The sequence below is a fragment of the Roseovarius sp. genome, from assembly GCF_965228755.1.
Lineage (GTDB): Bacteria > Pseudomonadota > Alphaproteobacteria > Rhodobacterales > Rhodobacteraceae > Roseovarius.
In genome coordinates, this window is record NZ_CBDDIG010000002.1 from 141831 (window position 1) to 159035 (window position 17205).

19 protein-coding genes are annotated in these 17205 nt (G+C 66.1%); 15 read left to right on the forward strand and 4 right to left on the reverse strand.

Annotation, left to right across the window (positions count from 1 at the left end):
- Positions 1–21: 21 nt before the first annotated feature.
- The 7 genes from ACO07J_RS00895 to ACO07J_RS00925 all read left to right on the forward strand — a co-directional run bounded on the left by ACO07J_RS00895 (position 22) and on the right by ACO07J_RS00925 (position 6154).
- Positions 22–792 (forward strand): HpcH/HpaI aldolase family protein, encoded by a 771-nt coding sequence (locus tag ACO07J_RS00895; RefSeq protein WP_422025412.1) that lies wholly within the window; start codon positions 22–24, stop codon positions 790–792.
- The gene (locus tag ACO07J_RS00900) at positions 785–1729 is read left to right on the forward strand and encodes a glucokinase (protein WP_422025414.1); all 945 of its coding nucleotides are present in this window, start codon (positions 785–787) and stop codon (positions 1727–1729) included. The genes ACO07J_RS00895 and ACO07J_RS00900 overlap by 8 nt, the downstream gene beginning before the upstream one ends.
- A 45-nt stretch (positions 1730–1774) precedes the next feature.
- On the forward strand, positions 1775–1981 hold the full coding sequence (locus ACO07J_RS00905; protein WP_422025416.1) for a hypothetical protein: 207 nt from the start codon (positions 1775–1777) through the stop codon (positions 1979–1981).
- A 132-nt stretch (positions 1982–2113) separates the two neighbouring features.
- Positions 2114–4072: a DNA topoisomerase IV subunit B gene (gene parE / locus ACO07J_RS00910; protein ID WP_422025418.1), complete on the forward strand. Its 1959-nt coding sequence runs from the start codon at positions 2114–2116 to the stop codon at positions 4070–4072.
- Positions 4073–4074: 2 nt separating this feature from the next.
- Positions 4075–4557, forward strand: coding sequence for a hypothetical protein (locus ACO07J_RS00915; protein ID WP_422025420.1), 483 nt, complete (start codon positions 4075–4077; stop codon positions 4555–4557).
- Positions 4558–4878: 321 nt separating this feature from the next.
- Positions 4879–5271, forward strand: a complete 393-nt coding sequence (locus ACO07J_RS00920) for a hypothetical protein (RefSeq protein WP_422025422.1) — start codon at positions 4879–4881, stop codon at positions 5269–5271.
- A 208-nt stretch (positions 5272–5479) separates the two neighbouring features.
- Positions 5480–6154, forward strand: a complete 675-nt coding sequence (locus ACO07J_RS00925; protein WP_422025424.1) for a hypothetical protein — start codon at positions 5480–5482, stop codon at positions 6152–6154.
- 4 nt (positions 6155–6158) lie between these two features.
- On the opposite strand, the gene ACO07J_RS00930 is transcribed toward ACO07J_RS00925, so the two are convergent.
- Positions 6159–6563: a c-type cytochrome gene (locus tag ACO07J_RS00930; RefSeq protein WP_422025426.1), complete on the reverse strand. Its 405-nt coding sequence runs from the start codon at positions 6561–6563 to the stop codon at positions 6159–6161.
- A gap of 93 nt (positions 6564–6656) precedes the next feature.
- Here ACO07J_RS00930 and ACO07J_RS00935 point away from each other — a divergent pair, with 93 nt between their 5' ends.
- Positions 6657–7319, forward strand: a complete 663-nt coding sequence (locus tag ACO07J_RS00935) for a DNA-3-methyladenine glycosylase I (RefSeq protein WP_422025428.1) — start codon at positions 6657–6659, stop codon at positions 7317–7319.
- Positions 7320–7454: 135 nt separating this feature from the next.
- Here the strand turns inward: ACO07J_RS00935 and ACO07J_RS00940 are convergent, their stop codons facing one another.
- Positions 7455–9029, reverse strand: a complete 1575-nt coding sequence (locus ACO07J_RS00940) for a lysine--tRNA ligase (protein ID WP_422025430.1) — start codon at positions 9027–9029, stop codon at positions 7455–7457.
- 123 nt (positions 9030–9152) lie between these two features.
- Between ACO07J_RS00940 and ACO07J_RS00945 the strand changes: the two genes are divergently transcribed.
- Positions 9153–9578 (forward strand): tellurite resistance TerB family protein, encoded by a 426-nt coding sequence (locus tag ACO07J_RS00945; RefSeq protein WP_350131078.1) that lies wholly within the window; start codon positions 9153–9155, stop codon positions 9576–9578.
- A gap of 67 nt (positions 9579–9645) precedes the next feature.
- On the forward strand, positions 9646–9882 hold the full coding sequence (locus tag ACO07J_RS00950) for an Lrp/AsnC ligand binding domain-containing protein (RefSeq protein ID WP_350131077.1): 237 nt from the start codon (positions 9646–9648) through the stop codon (positions 9880–9882).
- A gap of 184 nt (positions 9883–10066) precedes the next feature.
- Here ACO07J_RS00950 and ade read toward each other — a convergent pair whose 3' ends face one another.
- A complete protein-coding gene (gene ade, locus ACO07J_RS00955) occupies positions 10067–11761 on the reverse strand; it encodes an adenine deaminase (protein ID WP_422025432.1) in 1695 nt (564 codons plus the stop codon).
- Between the two features lie 164 nt (positions 11762–11925).
- Between ade and ACO07J_RS00960 the strand changes: the two genes are divergently transcribed.
- Genes ACO07J_RS00960 through ACO07J_RS00975 form a run of 4 tightly spaced genes read left to right on the forward strand, consistent with a single transcriptional unit; the run spans position 11926 to position 15843 of the window.
- Positions 11926–13362: a UbiA family prenyltransferase gene (locus ACO07J_RS00960; RefSeq protein WP_422025434.1), complete on the forward strand. Its 1437-nt coding sequence runs from the start codon at positions 11926–11928 to the stop codon at positions 13360–13362.
- On the forward strand, positions 13359–13790 hold the full coding sequence (locus ACO07J_RS00965) for a GtrA family protein (RefSeq protein WP_422025435.1): 432 nt from the start codon (positions 13359–13361) through the stop codon (positions 13788–13790). Before ACO07J_RS00960 ends, ACO07J_RS00965 begins: the two co-directional genes overlap by 4 nt.
- Complete coding sequence (locus ACO07J_RS00970; RefSeq protein ID WP_422025437.1) at positions 13787–15109, forward strand: FAD-binding oxidoreductase; 1323 nt, start codon at positions 13787–13789, stop codon at positions 15107–15109. The genes ACO07J_RS00965 and ACO07J_RS00970 overlap by 4 nt, the downstream gene beginning before the upstream one ends.
- Positions 15106–15843, forward strand: coding sequence for an SDR family oxidoreductase (locus ACO07J_RS00975; protein WP_422025439.1), 738 nt, complete (start codon positions 15106–15108; stop codon positions 15841–15843). The genes ACO07J_RS00970 and ACO07J_RS00975 overlap by 4 nt, the downstream gene beginning before the upstream one ends.
- Positions 15844–15846: 3 nt before the next feature.
- On the opposite strand, the gene ACO07J_RS00980 is transcribed toward ACO07J_RS00975, so the two are convergent.
- Positions 15847–16908: a tetratricopeptide repeat protein gene (locus ACO07J_RS00980; protein ID WP_422025441.1), complete on the reverse strand. Its 1062-nt coding sequence runs from the start codon at positions 16906–16908 to the stop codon at positions 15847–15849.
- A 20-nt stretch (positions 16909–16928) separates the two neighbouring features.
- Between ACO07J_RS00980 and ACO07J_RS00985 the strand changes: the two genes are divergently transcribed.
- Entirely contained in the window at positions 16929–17201 is a 273-nt protein-coding gene (locus ACO07J_RS00985) for a hypothetical protein (protein ID WP_422025443.1), read from the forward strand.
- Positions 17202–17205: the final 4 nt, after the last annotated feature.

The window sequence follows — 17205 nt, forward strand, 5'->3', positions numbered from 1 at the left end:
CTTGCAGGAAAGGCCCGCCCCATGTCCGCCCCCGAAAACACCTTCAAGACCGCCCTCAAGCGCGGAGATCAGCTCTACGGCTGCTGGGCCGGCTTCGCCGATCCCTACCCGACCGAGGTGCTCGCCACCGCCGGCTTCGACTGGCTCGTGCTCGACGCCGAACATGCGCCGAACGACCTGCGCACCATCATGGCCCAGCTCCAGGTGCTCGAGGGCAAGCCCTGCCACCCCGTCGTCCGCCTGCCGATGGGAGAGGCATGGGCGATCAAGCAGGTGCTCGACGCCGGCGCCCAGACCCTGCTGATCCCCATGGTCGACAGCGCCGACGAGGCACGCGACCTCGTCCGCGCCATGCGCTACCCGCCGCAAGGGATCCGCGGCTCCGGCGCGGCGCTGGCCCGCGCCTCGCGCTTCTCGTCGGTGCCCGACTACATCACCACCGCCAATGACCAGATGTGCCTGCTGGTGCAGATCGAAAGCCGCGCCGCGGTCGAGGCGCTGGATGACATCCTCGCGGTCGAGGGCGTCGACGGCATCTTCATCGGCCCCTCCGACCTCGCCAACGACATGGGTTATCTCGGCGACAGCGATGCTCCGGAAGTCCGCGACACGATCAAGGATGTCCTCGCCCGCGCCGCCGCCTCCGACACCGCCGCCTGCATCCTCGCGGTCGATCACGACACCGCGCTGACCTACCGCGACTGGGGGGCCCAGGTCATGGCCGTGGGGATCGACGTGCTGATGCTGGCCCAGACCGCACGCGCGGTCGCGCAGAAATGGCGCAATGGCTAGGCGGCACCTGCTGGCCGACCTGGGCGGCACCAACACGAGGCTGGCGCTGGCCGATGACGGCCGGCTCCTCCTCGACACCCTGCGCCGCTACCGCAACGACGATTTCGCCAGCTTCGAGAGCGTGGTCTCGGCCTTTCTCGCCGACCTCTCCCCCGGCCCGGTCGAGGCAATCTGCGCCGGCGTCGCCGGCCCGGTGCTGGGCGAGACGGCACAGCTCACCAACCACCCCTGGCGGGTCGATGCCGCCCGCCTCCGCGAGGTCACCGGCGCAGGCCCCGTCCACCTGATGAACGACCTGCAGGCCCAGGGCTACGGGCTCGACGACCTGCCGCCCGACACGGTCCGGACCGTTTTCCCCGGCCAGCCCGCGGCGCCGGGCGCCCCCCGCCTCGTCCTCAACCTCGGCACCGGCTGCAACGTCGCGGTGATCCATTCCCGCCCCGAGGGCCTCTTCATCCCGCCCGCCGAATCCGGCCATTCCGCCCTGCCCCATGCCACTGGTCGCCTCGGCGCGCTCTTCGACCACCTGCGCGGAGTGCAATCCCACATGCCGATGGAAACCGCCATCTCCGGCCCGGGCCTCACCAACACCCACGCCTTCCTCACCGGCGCCGACCTCTCCCCCACCGCCATCGCCACCGCCGCGGCGCAGGGCGACCCCGCCGCGCTCGACACGCTCGCCCTCTTCGCCGAAGCCCTCGGCCTCATCGCCGGCAACTTCGCCCTGCACCACCTGCCCGCCGGCGGCCTCCACCTCACCGGCAGCCTCGCCCCCGTCATCGCCCCGCACCTGCCCGCCTCGGCCTTCCACGCCCGCTTCACCGCCCGCGGGCCCTATACCGACATCGTCCGCGCCATCCCCGTCCGGCTGGTCACCTGCGACACGCTTCCATTGCTGGGATGCGCGCGATACCTGCGGCAGGTAACGGCCGGTTAAGCCGATCCGGCACATACTCCATCCCGACACCAACGGAGCCCTCCCATGCCTCGGACCCCACCCCGCACCACGTGCGGACTCAATGACATCCGCGACATCGAAACCGTCCTCGCCCATTCCGGCGGCGAGCCCGTTGAAATCCTCACCGAGTCGGGCCGCATCGGACATTTCGTCCCGCAGGCATGGGTAGAGAAGCACGAGGTCATGACGGAAGACGCGCTGATCGAAAAGCTCCGAGAGCACACGACCTGATCACCGCATTGGAAATGGCCCAATGGCTCCGCACAAAGTCTGGTGAATCCGGACCCGCCTGACCACAAGCCCTTCCCCCGTCCCGCCCGCTCTGTCATACTATCTTCAACCAACAAACCAAAGAGCAGCAGCATGGCCGACGACCTTCTCACCGTAACGGAGTCCTCCGACTACAACGCCGCCTCCATCGAGGTGCTCGAGGGGCTGGAGCCCGTCCGCAAGCGCCCCGGCATGTATATCGGCGGCACCGACGACCGCGCGCTGCACCACCTCGTGGCCGAAATCCTCGACAACTCCATGGACGAGGCCGTCGCCGGCCACGCCTCCCGCATCGAGGTCACGCTGCACGAGGACTATTCCGTCACCATCACCGACAACGGCCGCGGCATGCCGGTCGACGAGCACCCGAAATTCCCCGGAAAATCCGCCCTCGAGGTCATCCTCTGCACGCTCCACGCCGGCGGCAAGTTCTCCGGCAAGGCCTACCAGACCTCCGGCGGCCTGCACGGCGTCGGCGCCTCCGTGGTCAACGCGCTGTCCGATTCCATGATCGTCCAGGTCGCCCGCAACAAGGCGCTCTACGAACAGCGCTTCTCGCGCGGCAAGCCGCTGGGCAAGCTGGAACAGATCGGCCAGGCCCCCAACCGCCGCGGCACCACCGTCACCTTCCACGCGGACGAGGAGATCTTCGGCTCCCACCGGTTCAAGCCGCACCGCCTCTTCCACTCGATCCGCTCAAAGGCCTACCTCTTCTCGGGCGTGGAAATCCGCTGGAAATCCGCCATCCCCGACGGCGACACGCCGATGGAGGCCAGCTTCCACTTCCCCGGCGGCCTGTCGGACTTCCTCCGCGAAACCCTCGGCACCGCCTCCACCTATGCCGAACGCCCCTTCGCCGGCACGGTCGAGTTCCAGGAACGCTTCGGCACCCCCGGCAAGGTCGAATGGGCCATCAACTGGACCCCCTCGCGCGACGGCTTCCTGCAGAGCTACTGCAACACCGTCCCCACGCCCGAGGGCGGCACCCATGTCGCCGGCTTCTGGGCCGCGATCCTCAAGGGCATCAAGGGCTATGGCGAGCTGGTGAACAACAAGAAGGCCGCCAACATCACCCGCGAAGACCTGATGACCGGCGGCTGCGCCCTCGTCTCCTGCTTCATCCGAGAGCCCGAGTTCGTCGGCCAGACCAAGGACCGCCTCGCCACCACCGAGGCCCAGCGCCTCGTCGAAAACGCCGTCCGCGACCATTTCGACAACTGGCTGGCCAGTGATACCAAGTCCGCCGGCGCCATCCTCGATTTCCTCGTCCTCCGGGCCGAGGAACGCCTCCGCCGCCGGCAGGAGAAGGAGACCCAGCGCAAATCGGCCACAAAGAAGCTCCGCCTCCCCGGCAAGCTGGTCGACTGCACCTCCAACACCCGCGAAGGCACCGAGCTGTTCATCGTCGAGGGCGACTCGGCCGGCGGCTCCGCCAAGATGGCCCGCTTCCGCCAGACCCAGGCGCTCCTGCCCCTCCGCGGCAAGATCCTCAACGTCCTCGGCGCGGCCAGCTCGAAGCTCGGCTCAAACGCCGAGATCAACGACCTGACCCAGGCGCTCGGCGTGGGCCTCGGCTCCCGCTTCCGCATCGACGACCTGCGCTACGACAAGGTCATCATCATGACGGATGCGGACGTCGACGGCGCCCACATCGCCTCGCTCCTGATGACCTTCTTCTTCACCCAGATGCGGCCCCTCATTGACAACGGCCACCTCTACCTCGCCTGCCCGCCGCTCTACCGGCTGACCCAGGGCGCCAAGCGTGTCTACTGCCTCGACCAGGCCGAGCGCGACGAATGGCTCGCCAAGGGCCTCGGCGGCAAGGGCAAGATCGACGTCTCCCGCTTCAAGGGCCTCGGCGAAATGGACGCCAAGGACCTGAAGGAAACCACGATGGACCCCGCCACCCGCAAACTCATCCGCGTCACCATCGACGAGGACGAACCGGGCGAAACCGGGGATCTGGTGGAGCGGCTGATGGGCAAGAAGCCGGAACTGCGGTTCCAGTACATCCAGGAGAACGCGCGGTTCGTGGAGGAGTTGGATGTTTGAGGATGGCTGAGCCCACAACTGTTGAACACGAAATTCCCAAGGACATAATTTTTGCCATAGGTAACTACGTACAACTTTGCGCTCGCATAGAAAAACTTATCGTTCGCGCAGTATTAATTGTTGAAAATCTGGAAGGTGAAAAACTTAAAAATCGGGCTGCTCAGCTATATAAGATGAGCACAAAAGAACTTATCGGCGCAGTAAAAGAAATCTCAGAGCGCCTAAACGAAGGCCACAGATGGGCCGTCTACTTTCGAGAACTGCGACCTTATCTTTATGAATTTGTCGACAACCGCCACAAAACAATACACGGCGTAGTTACTTTCGATCCTGCACTTCAAGTGTCCTACTTTGATAAAAAGTCCGGTGAATTTGTAACAGAAACGGTCGGGCTCGAAGCAGTTAACGCGATGCTTTCCCACGCGGATCAGATCGTTCGCGCATTGATTTCGTTTTGCAGTGAGGCCGCCGTAGAAAATTCTTAGAAAATTTTTATGTCCACCGCGCGGATTCAAGGCGCAGCAAGCTGCGGTGCCGCGCGATCGCCCGCTGCCCGACAGGCGATTGCCCCGCAATCGCCGAGAGGGAGACCGCCCCCCGGGGCTGGCGATTGATCACCGCAGGCACTCCGCTCGAATGTCCTCCTGACGCCCCACCATAAACTGCCTCCACACCCGTCGGTTCGCCACCCCGCGGTCTGGTCACCGCGCGGCCTCCTACCAGCAACGCCGATTCACAGTACCCCTTGAAACCCCCATCCGACGGGTCAAGTTATAACCCATCCCTCCGCCGCCACGCCCAAACCCATGCTCAAACCCCTCCTCCTCCTCGCCGCCATAGCCCTCACCGCCTGCACCCCCCTGCAGAACTGCACCTACAGCGCCACGCGCGAATTCCGCACCCTCGAGCACGACATCCGCGAAACCGAGGAAGCCCTCGCCCGCGGCTACCGCACCGAGCGGCGCACCGTCCCCCGCACCATCTTCACCACCTGCTACCGCCGCGATCCGGCCACGCAGAAACCCGTGGCCTTCCCCTGCCGCGACACCGTCTTCCGCACTGAAACCATCCGCATCCCCATCAACCGCGCCCGCGAGGCCCGCAAGCTGGCCGAATACCGTGCCGCCCTGCCCGCCGCACAGGCCCGGGCCAGCGCCGGGGTCCGCCAGTGCCAGGCCACCTATCCCGAGGAGGCCTGACCCGCGCCCCGTTGCGCCCCGCACGGCACGTTAACCCCGCCTCCGCCGGTGAAAAACACCGACAAAATACCGACGTTATACCGACGTGATACCGACACGGCATTTTGCCCTGAAATCAGCCCGTTAACCCCGATTCGCCCGCCTGCAGCACACCGGCCGGGAATCTTACCTCTACCCGCCCCGTTAATCCCTTGCTAACGTCCCGGACATGCGCTGGTTCATCCTCCTCTCCTGCCTCCTGCTTCTGTCCTGCGGCCGCCCCCTGACGCCCGCGGAAAAGAGCTTTGCCAAGCAGATGCACGGCGACACGATCAACGTCTCCCGCATCCGCTTCAACAACGGCGCCCTGATCGGAGAGACCACCTATCTCCGCCAGAAACGCCCCCGCCTCGCCTGCCGCGAACGTATCCTGCCGGAACCCAGGACAGAGAAGGTCACCGTCTCCCCGGCGGCCTTCGTCTTCAACAACAACGTCTTCTTCGCCCGCGACTGGTACCAGCGCGACTACCTGCCCGAGTATCCCGAGAAGATCGACCTCGTCAGCGCCATGCTCTTCGCCCACGAGATCGTGCATGTCTGGCAATGGCAGAACCGGGCGAAAACCGGCTACTCGCCGCTCCGCTCCGCAGCCGAGCATTCCCGTTCCGACGATCCCTACCTGTTCGACATCACCACCAACGCGAACTTCCTCGATTACGGCTACGAACAGCAGGCCTCGATCGTCGAGGAATACATCTGCTGCGCCACGCTCGACCCCGACGCCCCGCGCACCAAACGCATGGCCCAGATGCTCCGCGGCGCCTTCCCGATGAGCCGCCTGCACATTCCGGACAAGGTGCTGATCCCCTGGAAGGACGCGGAACTCGAGAACATCTGCCGCTAGGCGCCTAGCCCTCGGCCTGGATGCTTTTCAGGTAGGTCATCAGCGCCGCCAGCGGCCGCGGCGTCGGCGTCAGAACCCCGTCGCCCGTATCCACCGGCACGGTCTCGCCCTCCAGCAGCAGGCCGAATTCCGGCATCTCCTGCCCCGGCTGCCCGGCGCGCTCGTACCCGTCGATCACGCTCAGCACATGCGCCGTCGGAAACGCGCCGCCCCGCTCCAGCCGAGTCAGATCCGCCGGCCGCGGATCCTGTGACGCCGCCCACGGCCCGTCGCCCTTGCCCGACACGCCGTGGCATTGCACGCAATTCTCCATGTAGAGCGCCTGCCCTTCCGACGGCTGCGGCATCGACGGCGCGACACAGGCCACGGCAACGCCCCCGAACAACCCCAGGATAATCCATCTCGTCATGCCTGCCTCCTCGCTCCGGTTCTGGCCGGTAATTGTCAGTTGCCCCTGTTCTAGTCCGGCGGCAAACTCCGCGTCAACGAGGGGAGAAAGCCCATGCGCAGCTTCGACGAGATTTTCGCCATCGCCGCCGAGCGGAAAGGCGGCCCCGACGCGCTCGAAGCACAGCTTGCAAGGCCGAAATCCCCCGCCGACCTCGCCGCCATCCCCGACGACCGCTGGCTTTCCCAGATGTCGAAATCCATCTTCCAGGCGGGCTTCAACTGGAAGGTCATCGAGAACAAGTGGGAGGGGTTCGAAACCGCCTTCGACGGGTTCGACGTGGGCCGCTGCGCCTTCATGGACGACGCGAAATTCGACGCGCTCGTCGCCGACAAGACCATCGTCCGCAACCCCATCAAGATCGTCACGGTCCGCGACAACGCCGCCTTCCTGCTGGAATTGCGCGACGAAGGCGGGGCGGGCAAGGTACTGGGCGGCTGGCCGTCAGAGGATTACGCGGCCCTGCTAGAAATGCTCAAGAAACGCGGGTCACACCTCGGCGGCAATGCCGGGCAATACGCCATGCGCTTCATGGGCCGCGACAGCTATATCATGTCCCGCGACGTGGTCGCCCGCCTTGTCGCCGAAGGCGTGATCGACAAGCAGCCCAGCTCGAAAACCGCGATGAAATCGGTGCAATCCGCCTTCAACACCTGGATGAACCAATCCGGCCGCTCCCTCACCGAGATCAGCCGCGTGCTCGCCATGTCCGTCTGATTGGGGGCCAGCCCCCAAGCCCCCGGGATACTTATCCCCAAGAAGAAGCAGGGCCCACCCCCAGCCCTTCACCGTTCCGGAAATACTCCCGCCGGAGGCATCCGACAGCACGGCCGGACGCCTCCGCCAAAGAGATCAGGCCAGCTTGCCCGCCAGCGCGTCGTCGATCAGTTTCATGGTTTCATCCACGCCGTAAAGCGCGATGAACCCACCGAAACGCGGGCCCTGGCTTGCCCCCAGAAGCACCTCGTAAAGCGCCTTGAACCAGTCGCGCAGCGGGTCGAACCGGTCGCGCCCCACGGCATAGACCACCGATTGCAGCGCCTCGTCCTCGACCGGCCCGTCATAGGCGGCCAGCTGGTCGCGCAGCTCGGTGAGCGCCTCGCGCTCGGCCTCCGTCGGCGCACGATAAGTCTTCGCCGGCGCCACGAAATCCTCGTAATACTTCACCGCGAAGCCCGCGGCGGCATCGAGGTCCGGATGCGTCTCCGGGCTGGCATCGGGCGCGTAGCGGCGGATGAAGCCCCAGAGCTGGTCCTTGTCATTCGCATGCGCGACCGAAGCGAGGTTCAGCAACATCGCGAAGGGCACCACCATCCGGCTTTCCGGCACGTCGCCGTTGTGGATGTGATAAACCGGGTTCGCCACCTGCTGTGCCGCGTCCTGCCCGGGATAGGCGCGCAGCTGCTGGTGATACTCGTCCACCGCCCGCGGGATCACGTCGAAATAGAGCCGCTTTGCCGTCTTCGGCTTCTGGTACATGAAATACGACAGGCTCTCGGTCGAGGCATAGCTCAGCCACTCGTCGATCGAGATGCCGTTGCCCGACGACTTGGAGATCTTCTGGCCATTGTCGTCGAGGAACAGCTCGTAGGTGAAATGCTCCGGCGCCTTCCAGCCCAGGATCTCGCAGATCCGGTCGTAGATCGGCGTGTTGGTCGAATGGTCCTTGCCATACATCTCGAAATCGACGCCCAGCGCCGCCCAGCGCGCGCCGAAATCGGGCTTCCACTGCAGCTTCACGTTGCCGCCGGTCACCGGCAGGGTCCATTCCTTGCCATCCTCGTCGTCGAAGGTGATCGTGCCGTCCTTGGCGTTCACCTCCTTCATCGGCACGTAAAGCACGCGGCCGGTCTCGGGGTGCAGCGGCAGGAAGATCGAGTAGGTCTGCTGCCGCTCCTCGCGCAGGCTTTTCAGCATCACCTTCATCACGTCGTCATACCGCTCGGCCGCCCTCAGCAGCACCTCGTCGAACTGGCCGGTATTGTAGAACTCGGTGGCCGAGATGAACTCGTACTCGAACCCGAACGTATCGAGGAACCGGCGCAGCATGGCGTTGTTGTGATCGCCGAAACTGTCATGCGTCCCGAACGGGTCGGGCACCGACGTGAGCGGCTTCTGAAGGTGCTCCCTCAGCATCTCCTGGTTCGGCACGTTGCCCGGCACCTTGCGCATCCCGTCAAGGTCGTCGGAAAAACAGATCAGCTTGGTCGGAATGTCCGAGATCAGCTCGAACGCCCGCCGGATCATCGTGGTGCGCAGCACCTCGCCGAACGTGCCGATATGCGGCAGCCCGCTCGGGCCATAGCCCGTCTCGAACAGCACGTACCCCTTCTCGGGCGGCGCCTTCTCGTACCGTTTGAGAACGCGGCGCGCTTCTTCAAAAGGCCAGGCTTTCGATGAGAGGGCGGCGTCGCGCAACTCTGACATTGGGATATCTCCGGTTCATTGGCGTCGCGCATGGCTATACGCGAAGGTCGCACGGCTTCCTATTGCCGCCGGGCGGGACAGTCAATATTCTGCACTGCAACAAGACCCCGGAAAGGACAGCCCGTGCCCGAGCAGATTCCCCACCCCCTCACGCCGCAGGATTGCCTCGTCGCCGTGATGATCGCGGTCTCGGCCTCCGACGAGTCGATCCGCACGGCCGAACTTCTGACGATCGAAAGCCTGGTGAACAACCTGCCGATCTTCGCCACCTACGATCTCGACCGGATGAAGGTCATGTCGCAGATGGTGTTCGAGCTCTTCTCCGAGGAGGACGGGCTCGACGCGCTTTTCGGCCTCGTCCGCGACAACCTGCCCGAGCGGCTGTTCGAGACCGCCTACGCGCTTTCCTGCGACGTCGCCGCCGCCGACGGGGCGCTGACGGAAAGCGAGCTGCGCCTGCTCGAGGAAATCCGCTTCGAGCTCGAGCTCGACCGCCTGCACGCCGCCGCCATCGAGCGCGGGGCCCGCGCCCGCCACATGACGATCTGACCCTGCCGGGTTCCCTTGCCGGCAATTCGCGCTTAACTGTGACAGACAGACAACCGGAGGTGATCCCATGCGCTGCGTCTTCGTGAACATCCGCTGCAAGCCGGGCACGTCCTACCGCGTGGCCGAGGAAATCGCCCTGCGCGAGATACATTCCGAGCTCTATTCGACCTCGGGCCCCTTCGACCTGCTGCTCAAGCTCTACGTCCCCGAACCCGAGGATGTGGGCCACTTCATCAACGAGCACCTGCTCGACATCGAGGGCATCGAACGGACCGAGACGACCCTGACCTTCAAGGCGTTCTGAAGCCGCCCGGTTGGTGGGGTCGCACCCACCCTACGGAGCGTTGCATTTCCCGCCCCGGGCCTGACCCGGGGCCTCTGGTGGTACGGGACGGGTGAGTGACGCCGCTGTTGCGTAAGGTGGGTGCCAACCCACCACACCGGCCCGCCGCATTAACCCGCTCGACACCCTTTGCCCCGATACCCGCCTACGCGATGATCTCGAACTTCGTCACGTCGACCATCCCCCGGTCGGTGATCTTCAACGCCGGAATCACCGGCAGCGCCAGGAATGCAAGCTGCAGGAAAGGTTCCGTTAACTCCACGCCGAGCCCCTTCGCCGCATCGCGCAGCTCGACCAGCCGGTCGCGCACCACCTCGAACGGCTCCAAGCTCATCAGCCCCGCCACCGGCAGCGCCAGCTCCGCCAGAACCTCGCCGCCCCGCGTCACCACGAACCCGCCTTCCAGCTCGCTCAACCGGTTCGCGGCCAGCGCCATGTCCTCGTAATCCTGCCCCACGCAGACGATGTTGTGGTGGTCGTGGCAGACGGTCGAGGCAATCGCCCCCGCGGTCATCCCGAACCCCCGCACGAAGCCCGTGGCGACGTTGCCGTTCTTCCCGTGCCGCTCCACCACCGCAATCCGCGCCAGGTCGCGCGCCACGTCCGGCCGCTTGTCGCCATCGGCAATGGCGATCTCCTCGCGCAGATGCTCGGTAATGATCTTTCCTTCAAGGATTCCAATCACATCCGTCTCTTCCCGGTTGCCCGTCGCCCGGAAATCCTCGGCCCGAACCCGCGGCGCATTGACCGAGCCACGCCCCACCGGCGCGATCTCCTCCCGCGCCGCGAAGGCCGCGTCATCCGCCACCACGCCCCCGCACAACACCAGCCGCGCATCGCAGGCCTCCAGCGAGCCCAGCGCCACGATATCCGCCCGATACCCCGGCGCCACCAGCCCCCGGTCCTTCAGCGCGAACGCCTCCGCCCCGGACAGCGACGCCGCCCTGTAGGCCGCCAGCGGCGAACAGCCCAGCCGGATCAGCTCGCGGATCATGTAATCGAGATGCCCGTGCTCGGCGATATCGAGCGGGTTCCGGTCGTCGGTGCACAGGCACATGTAAGGCGCCGTCACCTCGCTCAGCACCGGCTGCAACGCCTCCAGATCCTTGCTGACCGACCCTTCCCTTATCAGCACCCGCATCCCCTTGCGCAGCTTCTCCAGCGCCTCTTCCGCACTGGTCGCCTCGTGCTCCGTCCGGATCCCGGCGGCGCAATAGGCGTTCAGGTCCTTGCCCGACAACAACGGGCAATGCCCGTCCACATGCCCGCCCTCGAAGAGGCGCAGCTTGGCCATCGCCCCTGGATCACGGTGAATGACACCGGGATAATTCATGAACTCCGCCAGCCCGATCCCCGAGGGATGCCCCCTCAGCGGCGCCAGCTCCTCCGCCTCGATCCGCGCGCCGGCGGTCTCCATATCCGTCGACGGCACGCAGGACGACAACTGCACCCGGATATCCATCACCGTCCGCTCGCTCGCCTGCTGGAAATACCGGATCCCCTCCACCCCGATCACGTTGGCAATCTCGTGCGGGTCGCAGATCGCCGTTGTCACGCCCCGCGGCGCGACACAGCGGTCGAACTCGAACGGCGTCACCAGCGAGCTTTCGATATGCAGATGCGTGTCGATGAACCCCGGCACCAGCACCAGCCCGCTGACATCAATCACCTCGCGCCCCTCGTAATCCTCGCCGATGCCGACGATCCGGTCGCCACAGATCGCCACGTCCCCCTTCACGCGCGTCCCGGTCACGAGGTCGAACACCTCTCCCCCGCGCAACACCTTGTCCGCCGGTTCGTCCCCGCGCCCCTGCGCGATGCGTGTCTCCAGATCGGCCATGTCCACTGCTCCTTCTTGTTGTCCCGATGTTGCCCGTTTCGGTCCACCCCGCCAATGCCGCATTTTTCCAACGGTCAACCCCTTTGCGGGCTCTCCCGCCTTTCTTGGCAAGAACCCGCGTGCTAAGGTCCGGCAAAACAATACAATGCGGGCAAAATATCGGGATGACAGCCAAAGACAGGCGGGACGAGATGCCGGTCCTCGTGGTGGACCTCGACGGAACCCTGATCCGGTCGGACTCGCTCTATGAAACCTTCTGGGCGGGCATGGCCGAGGATTGGGGCACCGCGCTGGCCGCCCTCCGTGCCCTGACCAGCGGTCGAGCGGCGCTCAAGAAATCCATGGCCGGCCGCACCGTGCTCGAGCCCGAGCACCTGCCCTACAACACCGTCGTGCTCGACTACGTCCGCGACTGGCGCGCCAATGGCGGGCGCGCGGTGCTGGTCACCGCCGCCGACGAAAGCATCGCCGACGCGATCTCCGATCACCTCGGCCTCTTCGACGAGGCGCATGGCTCTGACGGCCAGCACAACCTCAAGGGCGCGGCCAAGGCCCGCTTCCTCGAAGAGCGCTACGGCGTCGGCGGCTTTGCCTATATCGGCGACAGCGCGGCCGACCTGCCGGTGTGGGATGCCTCGGCCAAGTCTGTCTCGGTCGATGCCTCGCCCGCCCTGCAGCGACAGGTCGCGGCCCAGGGCGGCGACAGCGAACACCTGCAAAGCGGCACGAAATCCGGCTACCTCGCCGCCCTTCGCCCGCACCAGTGGCTCAAGAACGTGCTGGTCTTCGTGCCCCTCGTCGCGGCGCAATCCTTCACCGGGCAGGACATCCTCAATACCATCCTCGCCTTCATCGCCTTCAGCCTCGTCAGCTCCAGCGGCTATCTCCTGAACGACCTGATGGACCTGCGCGCCGACCGCGCCCACCCGCGCAAGTGCAGGCGCCCGCTGGCCGCGGGGCGGGTGCCCATCGCCCACGGCACGGCGATGATGCCGCTGCTGCTGCTGGGCGGGCTGCTGACGGCGCTCATCGCCGGGCCGAACCTGCTGGGCGTGATCTTCGGGTATTTCTTGCTGACCACGGTCTATTCCACCTGGCTCAAGCAGCGCGCCGTGGCCGATATCGGCACGCTTGCGGGGCTCTATACCCTTCGCATCATCGCCGGCGGGGTAGCCACGGGGCTGGCGCTCTCGGTCTGGCTGCTCGCCTTCTCGATGTTCTTCTTCTTCGCCCTGGCGGCGGTCAAGCGGCTGGCCGAGCTGGTCGATCTCGAGAAACGCGGCATCCGCACCGCCAAGCGCCGCGGCTACCATGTCGAGGACGCGCCGCTCATCTCGCAGATGACCACCGCCTCGGGCTATATCTCGGTGCTGGTCCTCGCGCTCTACGTCAACACCTCCGCGGTCCAACAGCTCTACACCGCGCCCTGGCTGCTCTGGGGCATCTGCCTCGTGCTGATGTACTGGATCAGCCGCGTCGTTCTGGTCACCCATCGCGGCAAGATGGATGACGACCCCATCGTCTATGCCCTGCGCGACCGAACCAGCCTGTTCTGCATCCTGCTGGTCGCGCTCTTCGCCGGCGGAGCCTCGGTGCTGTGAGCCGCGGAACGCTCATCCTGCGCTATGCCGGTTTCGCGGTCATCGCGGTGCTGGTCAACCTCGCCACCCAGCGCCTCGTGCTGGCCATAGGCTGGTCCACGCCGGGTGTCGGGCTGGCCGCCGCCATCGCGGCGGGCACGGCCACCGGGCTGGTGGTCAAGTACCTGCTCGACAAGCGCTGGATCTTCTATGACACCGAAGGGGGCATGGCCAATCACGGCCGGAAATTCGCGCTCTACACCACCATGGGGCTAGTCACCACGGCCATCTTCTGGGGCACGGAAACGCTGTTCTGGCTGCTCTGGAAAACCCACGCCATGCGCGAGGCGGGCGCCGTGATCGGCCTGACCATCGGCTATGTCACCAAGTACCAGCTCGACCGCCGCTTCGTCTTCGCGCCCGGCGCCCGGGCGGAGGCGGCGGAATGAAGCTCTCGGGCTGGGGCCGCTACCCGGTGGCCGACTGCACGGTGACCGCCCCCCGCACGCCCGAGGCACTGGCCGGGGCCCGCAGTAACGGCCCGCTCATCGCCCGCGGCAATGGCCGCGCCTATGGCGACAGCGCCATGAACGAGGACAACACCGTCTCGATGCGCCATTTCAACCGGCTCATCGCCTTCGATCACACCACCGGCCAGCTCACCGCCGAGGCAGGCGTCCTGCTGGGCGACGTGATCGACGCCTTCCTGCCGCACGGCTGGTTCCCGGCGGTCACGCCCGGCACCAAGTTCGTCACGCTGGGCGGCATGGCGGCGGCCGATGTGCACGGCAAGAACCACCATGTCGACGGCGGCTTCGGCAACACTATCGACTGGCTCGACATCATGGGGCCCGACGGAACCGTTACCCGCTGCTCACGCGAGGAAAACGCCGAGCTCTTCGACTGGACGATCGGCGGCATGGGCCTCACCGGCGTGATCCTCCGCATGGCGATCCGCCTGCGCCGCGTCGAAACCGGCTGGATCCTCCAGCACGCGCAGCCCGCTCCCAACCTCGCCGCCGCGATGGAGGCGTTCGAGGCCGCGCAAGACGCCCCCTATTCCGTCGCCTGGATCGACTGCCTCTCCACCGGCGCCAACCTCGGCCGATCCATCGTCATGCTGGGCGAGCATGCCCCCCTCGACCGCCTGCCCACCCGCTTCCGCCAGGTCCCCTTCGGCCCCCCGCCCGGCCGCACCCGCAGCGTGCCCTTCAACCTCCCCGGCTTCGCCCTCAACCGCTGGACGGTCGGCGCCTTCAACGCCGCCTATTACCGCGCGGGCCTCCGCAACGCCGGCACCAGCTACGTGCCGTGGGACACCTATTTCTACCCGCTCGACGGCATCCTCGGCTGGAACCGCATCTATGGCCGCCGCGGCTTTCTCCAGTTCCAGTGCGTCCTGCCCGACGACACCGCCCGCGCAGGGCTCGAGGCCCTGCTCACCGCCACCGCCGAGGCCCGCCAGGGCTCCTTCCTCGCCGTCCTAAAGAAGATGGGCCCCGAAGGCGGCCGCTTCTCCTTTCCCATGCCCGGCTACACGCTGGCGCTCGACTTCCCCGTTTCCGACAAGGTGCTTGAACTCATGGAACAACTCGACCGGATCACCCTCGATCACGGCGGCCGCTTCTACCTCGCCAAGGATGCGCGCCTCACCGCCCACATGCTCCACGCCACCGACCCCCGCGCCGGGGCCTTCGCCGCCATGCGCCGCGAGACCGGCGCCGACACCGGCTTCGTCTCGATGCAATCCGAAAGGCTTGGGCTATGAGCGCCGGTCCGGTCCTGATCCTCGGCGCGCGCTCCGATATCGGCATGGCCATCGCCCGTGCCTATGCCGCCGACGGCCACGCCATCCAGCTCGCCGCCCGCAACGCCGACACGCTCGAGCCCGAACGCAACGACATCGCCCTGCGCCACGGCACCGACGTCACCCTGCACGAGCTCGACGCGCTCGACTATGACAGCCACGAGGCCTTCCTCGACACCCTGCCCGACCTGCCCGACACCGTGGTCTGCGCCGTGGGCTACATGGGCGAACAGTCGGAAAACGAGGCCGACATGCACGCCGCCCGCCTCGTCATGCGCTCCAACTTCGAGGGCCCCGCCAATCTGCTCGCCCTCCTCGCCAACCGGTTCGAAGACCGCGGCTCCGGCACGCTCATCGGCATCAGCTCCGTCGCCGGCGACCGCGGCCGCGCCACCAATTACGTCTACGGCTCGGCCAAGGCAGGCTTCACGGCGTTCCTCTCGGGCCTGCGCAACCGGCTGGCGAAACGCGGCGTCCACGTCATGACCGTCAAGCCCGGCTTCGTCGCCACCAAGATGACCGAAGGCATGGACCTGCCCGAGAAGCTGACCGCCGACCCCGACAAGCTCGCCCGCGCTGTGCTGCGCGCCGCGAAGATGCGTCGCAACGTCATCTACGTCAAACCGGTCTGGTGGCTGGTGATGCTGATCATCCGCAACATCCCCGAGGCGATCTTCAAGAAGCTCAGTATCTGACGGCTACTGCTGCGCCAGTTGCGCGGCGGCACCCAGCGTGCCCCGCCCGATCATCGCATCGAGCGCCCCGGTATACAGCCCGCGCTCCTGCAGGATCGTCTGGAAGTTCAGTGCCGTCTCCCGGTCCCAGCGCGGGACGTACCCGTTCACCGTGCCGCGCAGCTCGTCCACCCGCAGGTCGCCCGTCTCCAGCGCCGCGATGTACAGCTCCGCCGCGCGCACCGGGTCATACTCTACCCCGTCGCCCTGTTCATACATGAAGCCCAGCTCGTTCATCGCCTGCGCATCGCCCTTCTCGGCGGCGCTCTGCACCCATTTCAGCCGCACCTCGGGGTCGTCGAACACGCCGTCGCCCTCGTAGAACGCCTTCAGCGCCTTCTCGGCCTCGGCACTGCCCTGTGCGGCGGCCTTCTCGTAAAGCTCAGCCGCCTTGATCGGGTCGGGCAGGTCCAGCTCCCGCGCCAGCCGGCCCGGAACGCTCCGCGGGTTCATGTAAATCTCCGCCAGCCGGAACTGCGAGAAGTGATAGCCCGCATCGGCCGACTCCGTCAGCAATTCGAGCATCCGGTCGAAATCCTGCCGCACGCCCCGGCCAAGCTGGTACATGATCGCCAACGTCGACATGGCCGGGATATCGCCGCCATCGACGGCCTTCTGGTACGCGGCCACCGCGCGCTTGTGATCCTCGCGCACCGGGCCGATCCCGAAATTGTAATAGTCGCCCAGCTTGGTATGCGCCGCCGCGACACCCGCCTCGCCGGCCATGCCGAACACCTCGAGCGCCCGCTCGTGGACCCCCTCGCGCTGCATGATCACGGCAAGGTGGAACATCGCATCGGCGTCCGGCTCGGCCCCGATCACGGCGGCCTCGCAATGCGGGCGGGCGGTGCCAAGCGTGCTGAAATAGGTGTTCAACGCCTCGCGGCTGACCGGCGCGCCGGCATCCGGCGTTCCGGCAATCTCGGCACAGGCCTCCGCCGCGGATTGCGCGAAACCGCCGTCCGGAACCGTCGCCGCCCCCAGCATCGCCGTCGCTGCCGCAATCCCCAGTGTCACACGCCGCATGTCAAATCCCTTTTCAAAACATGACCGAACAAATTCATCAGGGCCAAAACCCTCTGCCATATACCGATCAAATTGCCAGCCTCGCCGGCAAAAAGCTACTGGTCATTGCAGCGCAGATTGTCGGCTGGACCGAAACAATCCCGCCACCGATCCCCCGGCTTTTCACGCCAACCGGCACGGTGCCGGCAAATGGCCGCAAAGCCTTGCCACTTTGGGCGGGTTCCTGCCGTTTGACGTGGCGTCGGGACGCCATCGTTGACCGGTTTATTGAAGCGTCAATTAATCGCTTCTAAGGGA

Excerpts from the sequence above, each read along its gene's own strand:
- ACO07J_RS00895 (WP_422025412.1), top strand. The coding sequence starts at position 22 with ATGTCCGCCCCCGAAAACACCTTCAAGACCGCCCTCAAGCGCGGAGAT.
- ACO07J_RS00900 (WP_422025414.1), top strand. The coding sequence starts at position 785 with ATGGCTAGGCGGCACCTGCTGGCCGACCTGGGCGGCACCAACACGAGG.
- ACO07J_RS00905 (WP_422025416.1), top strand. The coding sequence starts at position 1,775 with ATGCCTCGGACCCCACCCCGCACCACGTGCGGACTCAATGACATCCGC.
- parE (WP_422025418.1), top strand. The coding sequence starts at position 2,114 with ATGGCCGACGACCTTCTCACCGTAACGGAGTCCTCCGACTACAACGCC.
- ACO07J_RS00915 (WP_422025420.1), top strand. The coding sequence starts at position 4,075 with ATGGCTGAGCCCACAACTGTTGAACACGAAATTCCCAAGGACATAATT.
- ACO07J_RS00920 (WP_422025422.1), top strand. The coding sequence starts at position 4,879 with ATGCTCAAACCCCTCCTCCTCCTCGCCGCCATAGCCCTCACCGCCTGC.
- ACO07J_RS00925 (WP_422025424.1), top strand. The coding sequence starts at position 5,480 with ATGCGCTGGTTCATCCTCCTCTCCTGCCTCCTGCTTCTGTCCTGCGGC.
- ACO07J_RS00930 (WP_422025426.1), bottom strand. The coding sequence starts at position 6,563 with ATGACGAGATGGATTATCCTGGGGTTGTTCGGGGGCGTTGCCGTGGCC.
- ACO07J_RS00935 (WP_422025428.1), top strand. The coding sequence starts at position 6,657 with ATGCGCAGCTTCGACGAGATTTTCGCCATCGCCGCCGAGCGGAAAGGC.
- ACO07J_RS00940 (WP_422025430.1), bottom strand. The coding sequence starts at position 9,029 with ATGTCAGAGTTGCGCGACGCCGCCCTCTCATCGAAAGCCTGGCCTTTT.
- ACO07J_RS00950 (WP_350131077.1), top strand. The coding sequence starts at position 9,646 with ATGCGCTGCGTCTTCGTGAACATCCGCTGCAAGCCGGGCACGTCCTAC.
- ade (WP_422025432.1), bottom strand. The coding sequence starts at position 11,761 with ATGGCCGATCTGGAGACACGCATCGCGCAGGGGCGCGGGGACGAACCG.
- ACO07J_RS00960 (WP_422025434.1), top strand. The coding sequence starts at position 11,926 with ATGACAGCCAAAGACAGGCGGGACGAGATGCCGGTCCTCGTGGTGGAC.
- ACO07J_RS00970 (WP_422025437.1), top strand. The coding sequence starts at position 13,787 with ATGAAGCTCTCGGGCTGGGGCCGCTACCCGGTGGCCGACTGCACGGTG.
- ACO07J_RS00975 (WP_422025439.1), top strand. The coding sequence starts at position 15,106 with ATGAGCGCCGGTCCGGTCCTGATCCTCGGCGCGCGCTCCGATATCGGC.
- ACO07J_RS00980 (WP_422025441.1), bottom strand. The coding sequence starts at position 16,908 with ATGCGGCGTGTGACACTGGGGATTGCGGCAGCGACGGCGATGCTGGGG.
- ACO07J_RS00985 (WP_422025443.1), top strand. The coding sequence starts at position 16,929 with ATGACCGAACAAATTCATCAGGGCCAAAACCCTCTGCCATATACCGAT.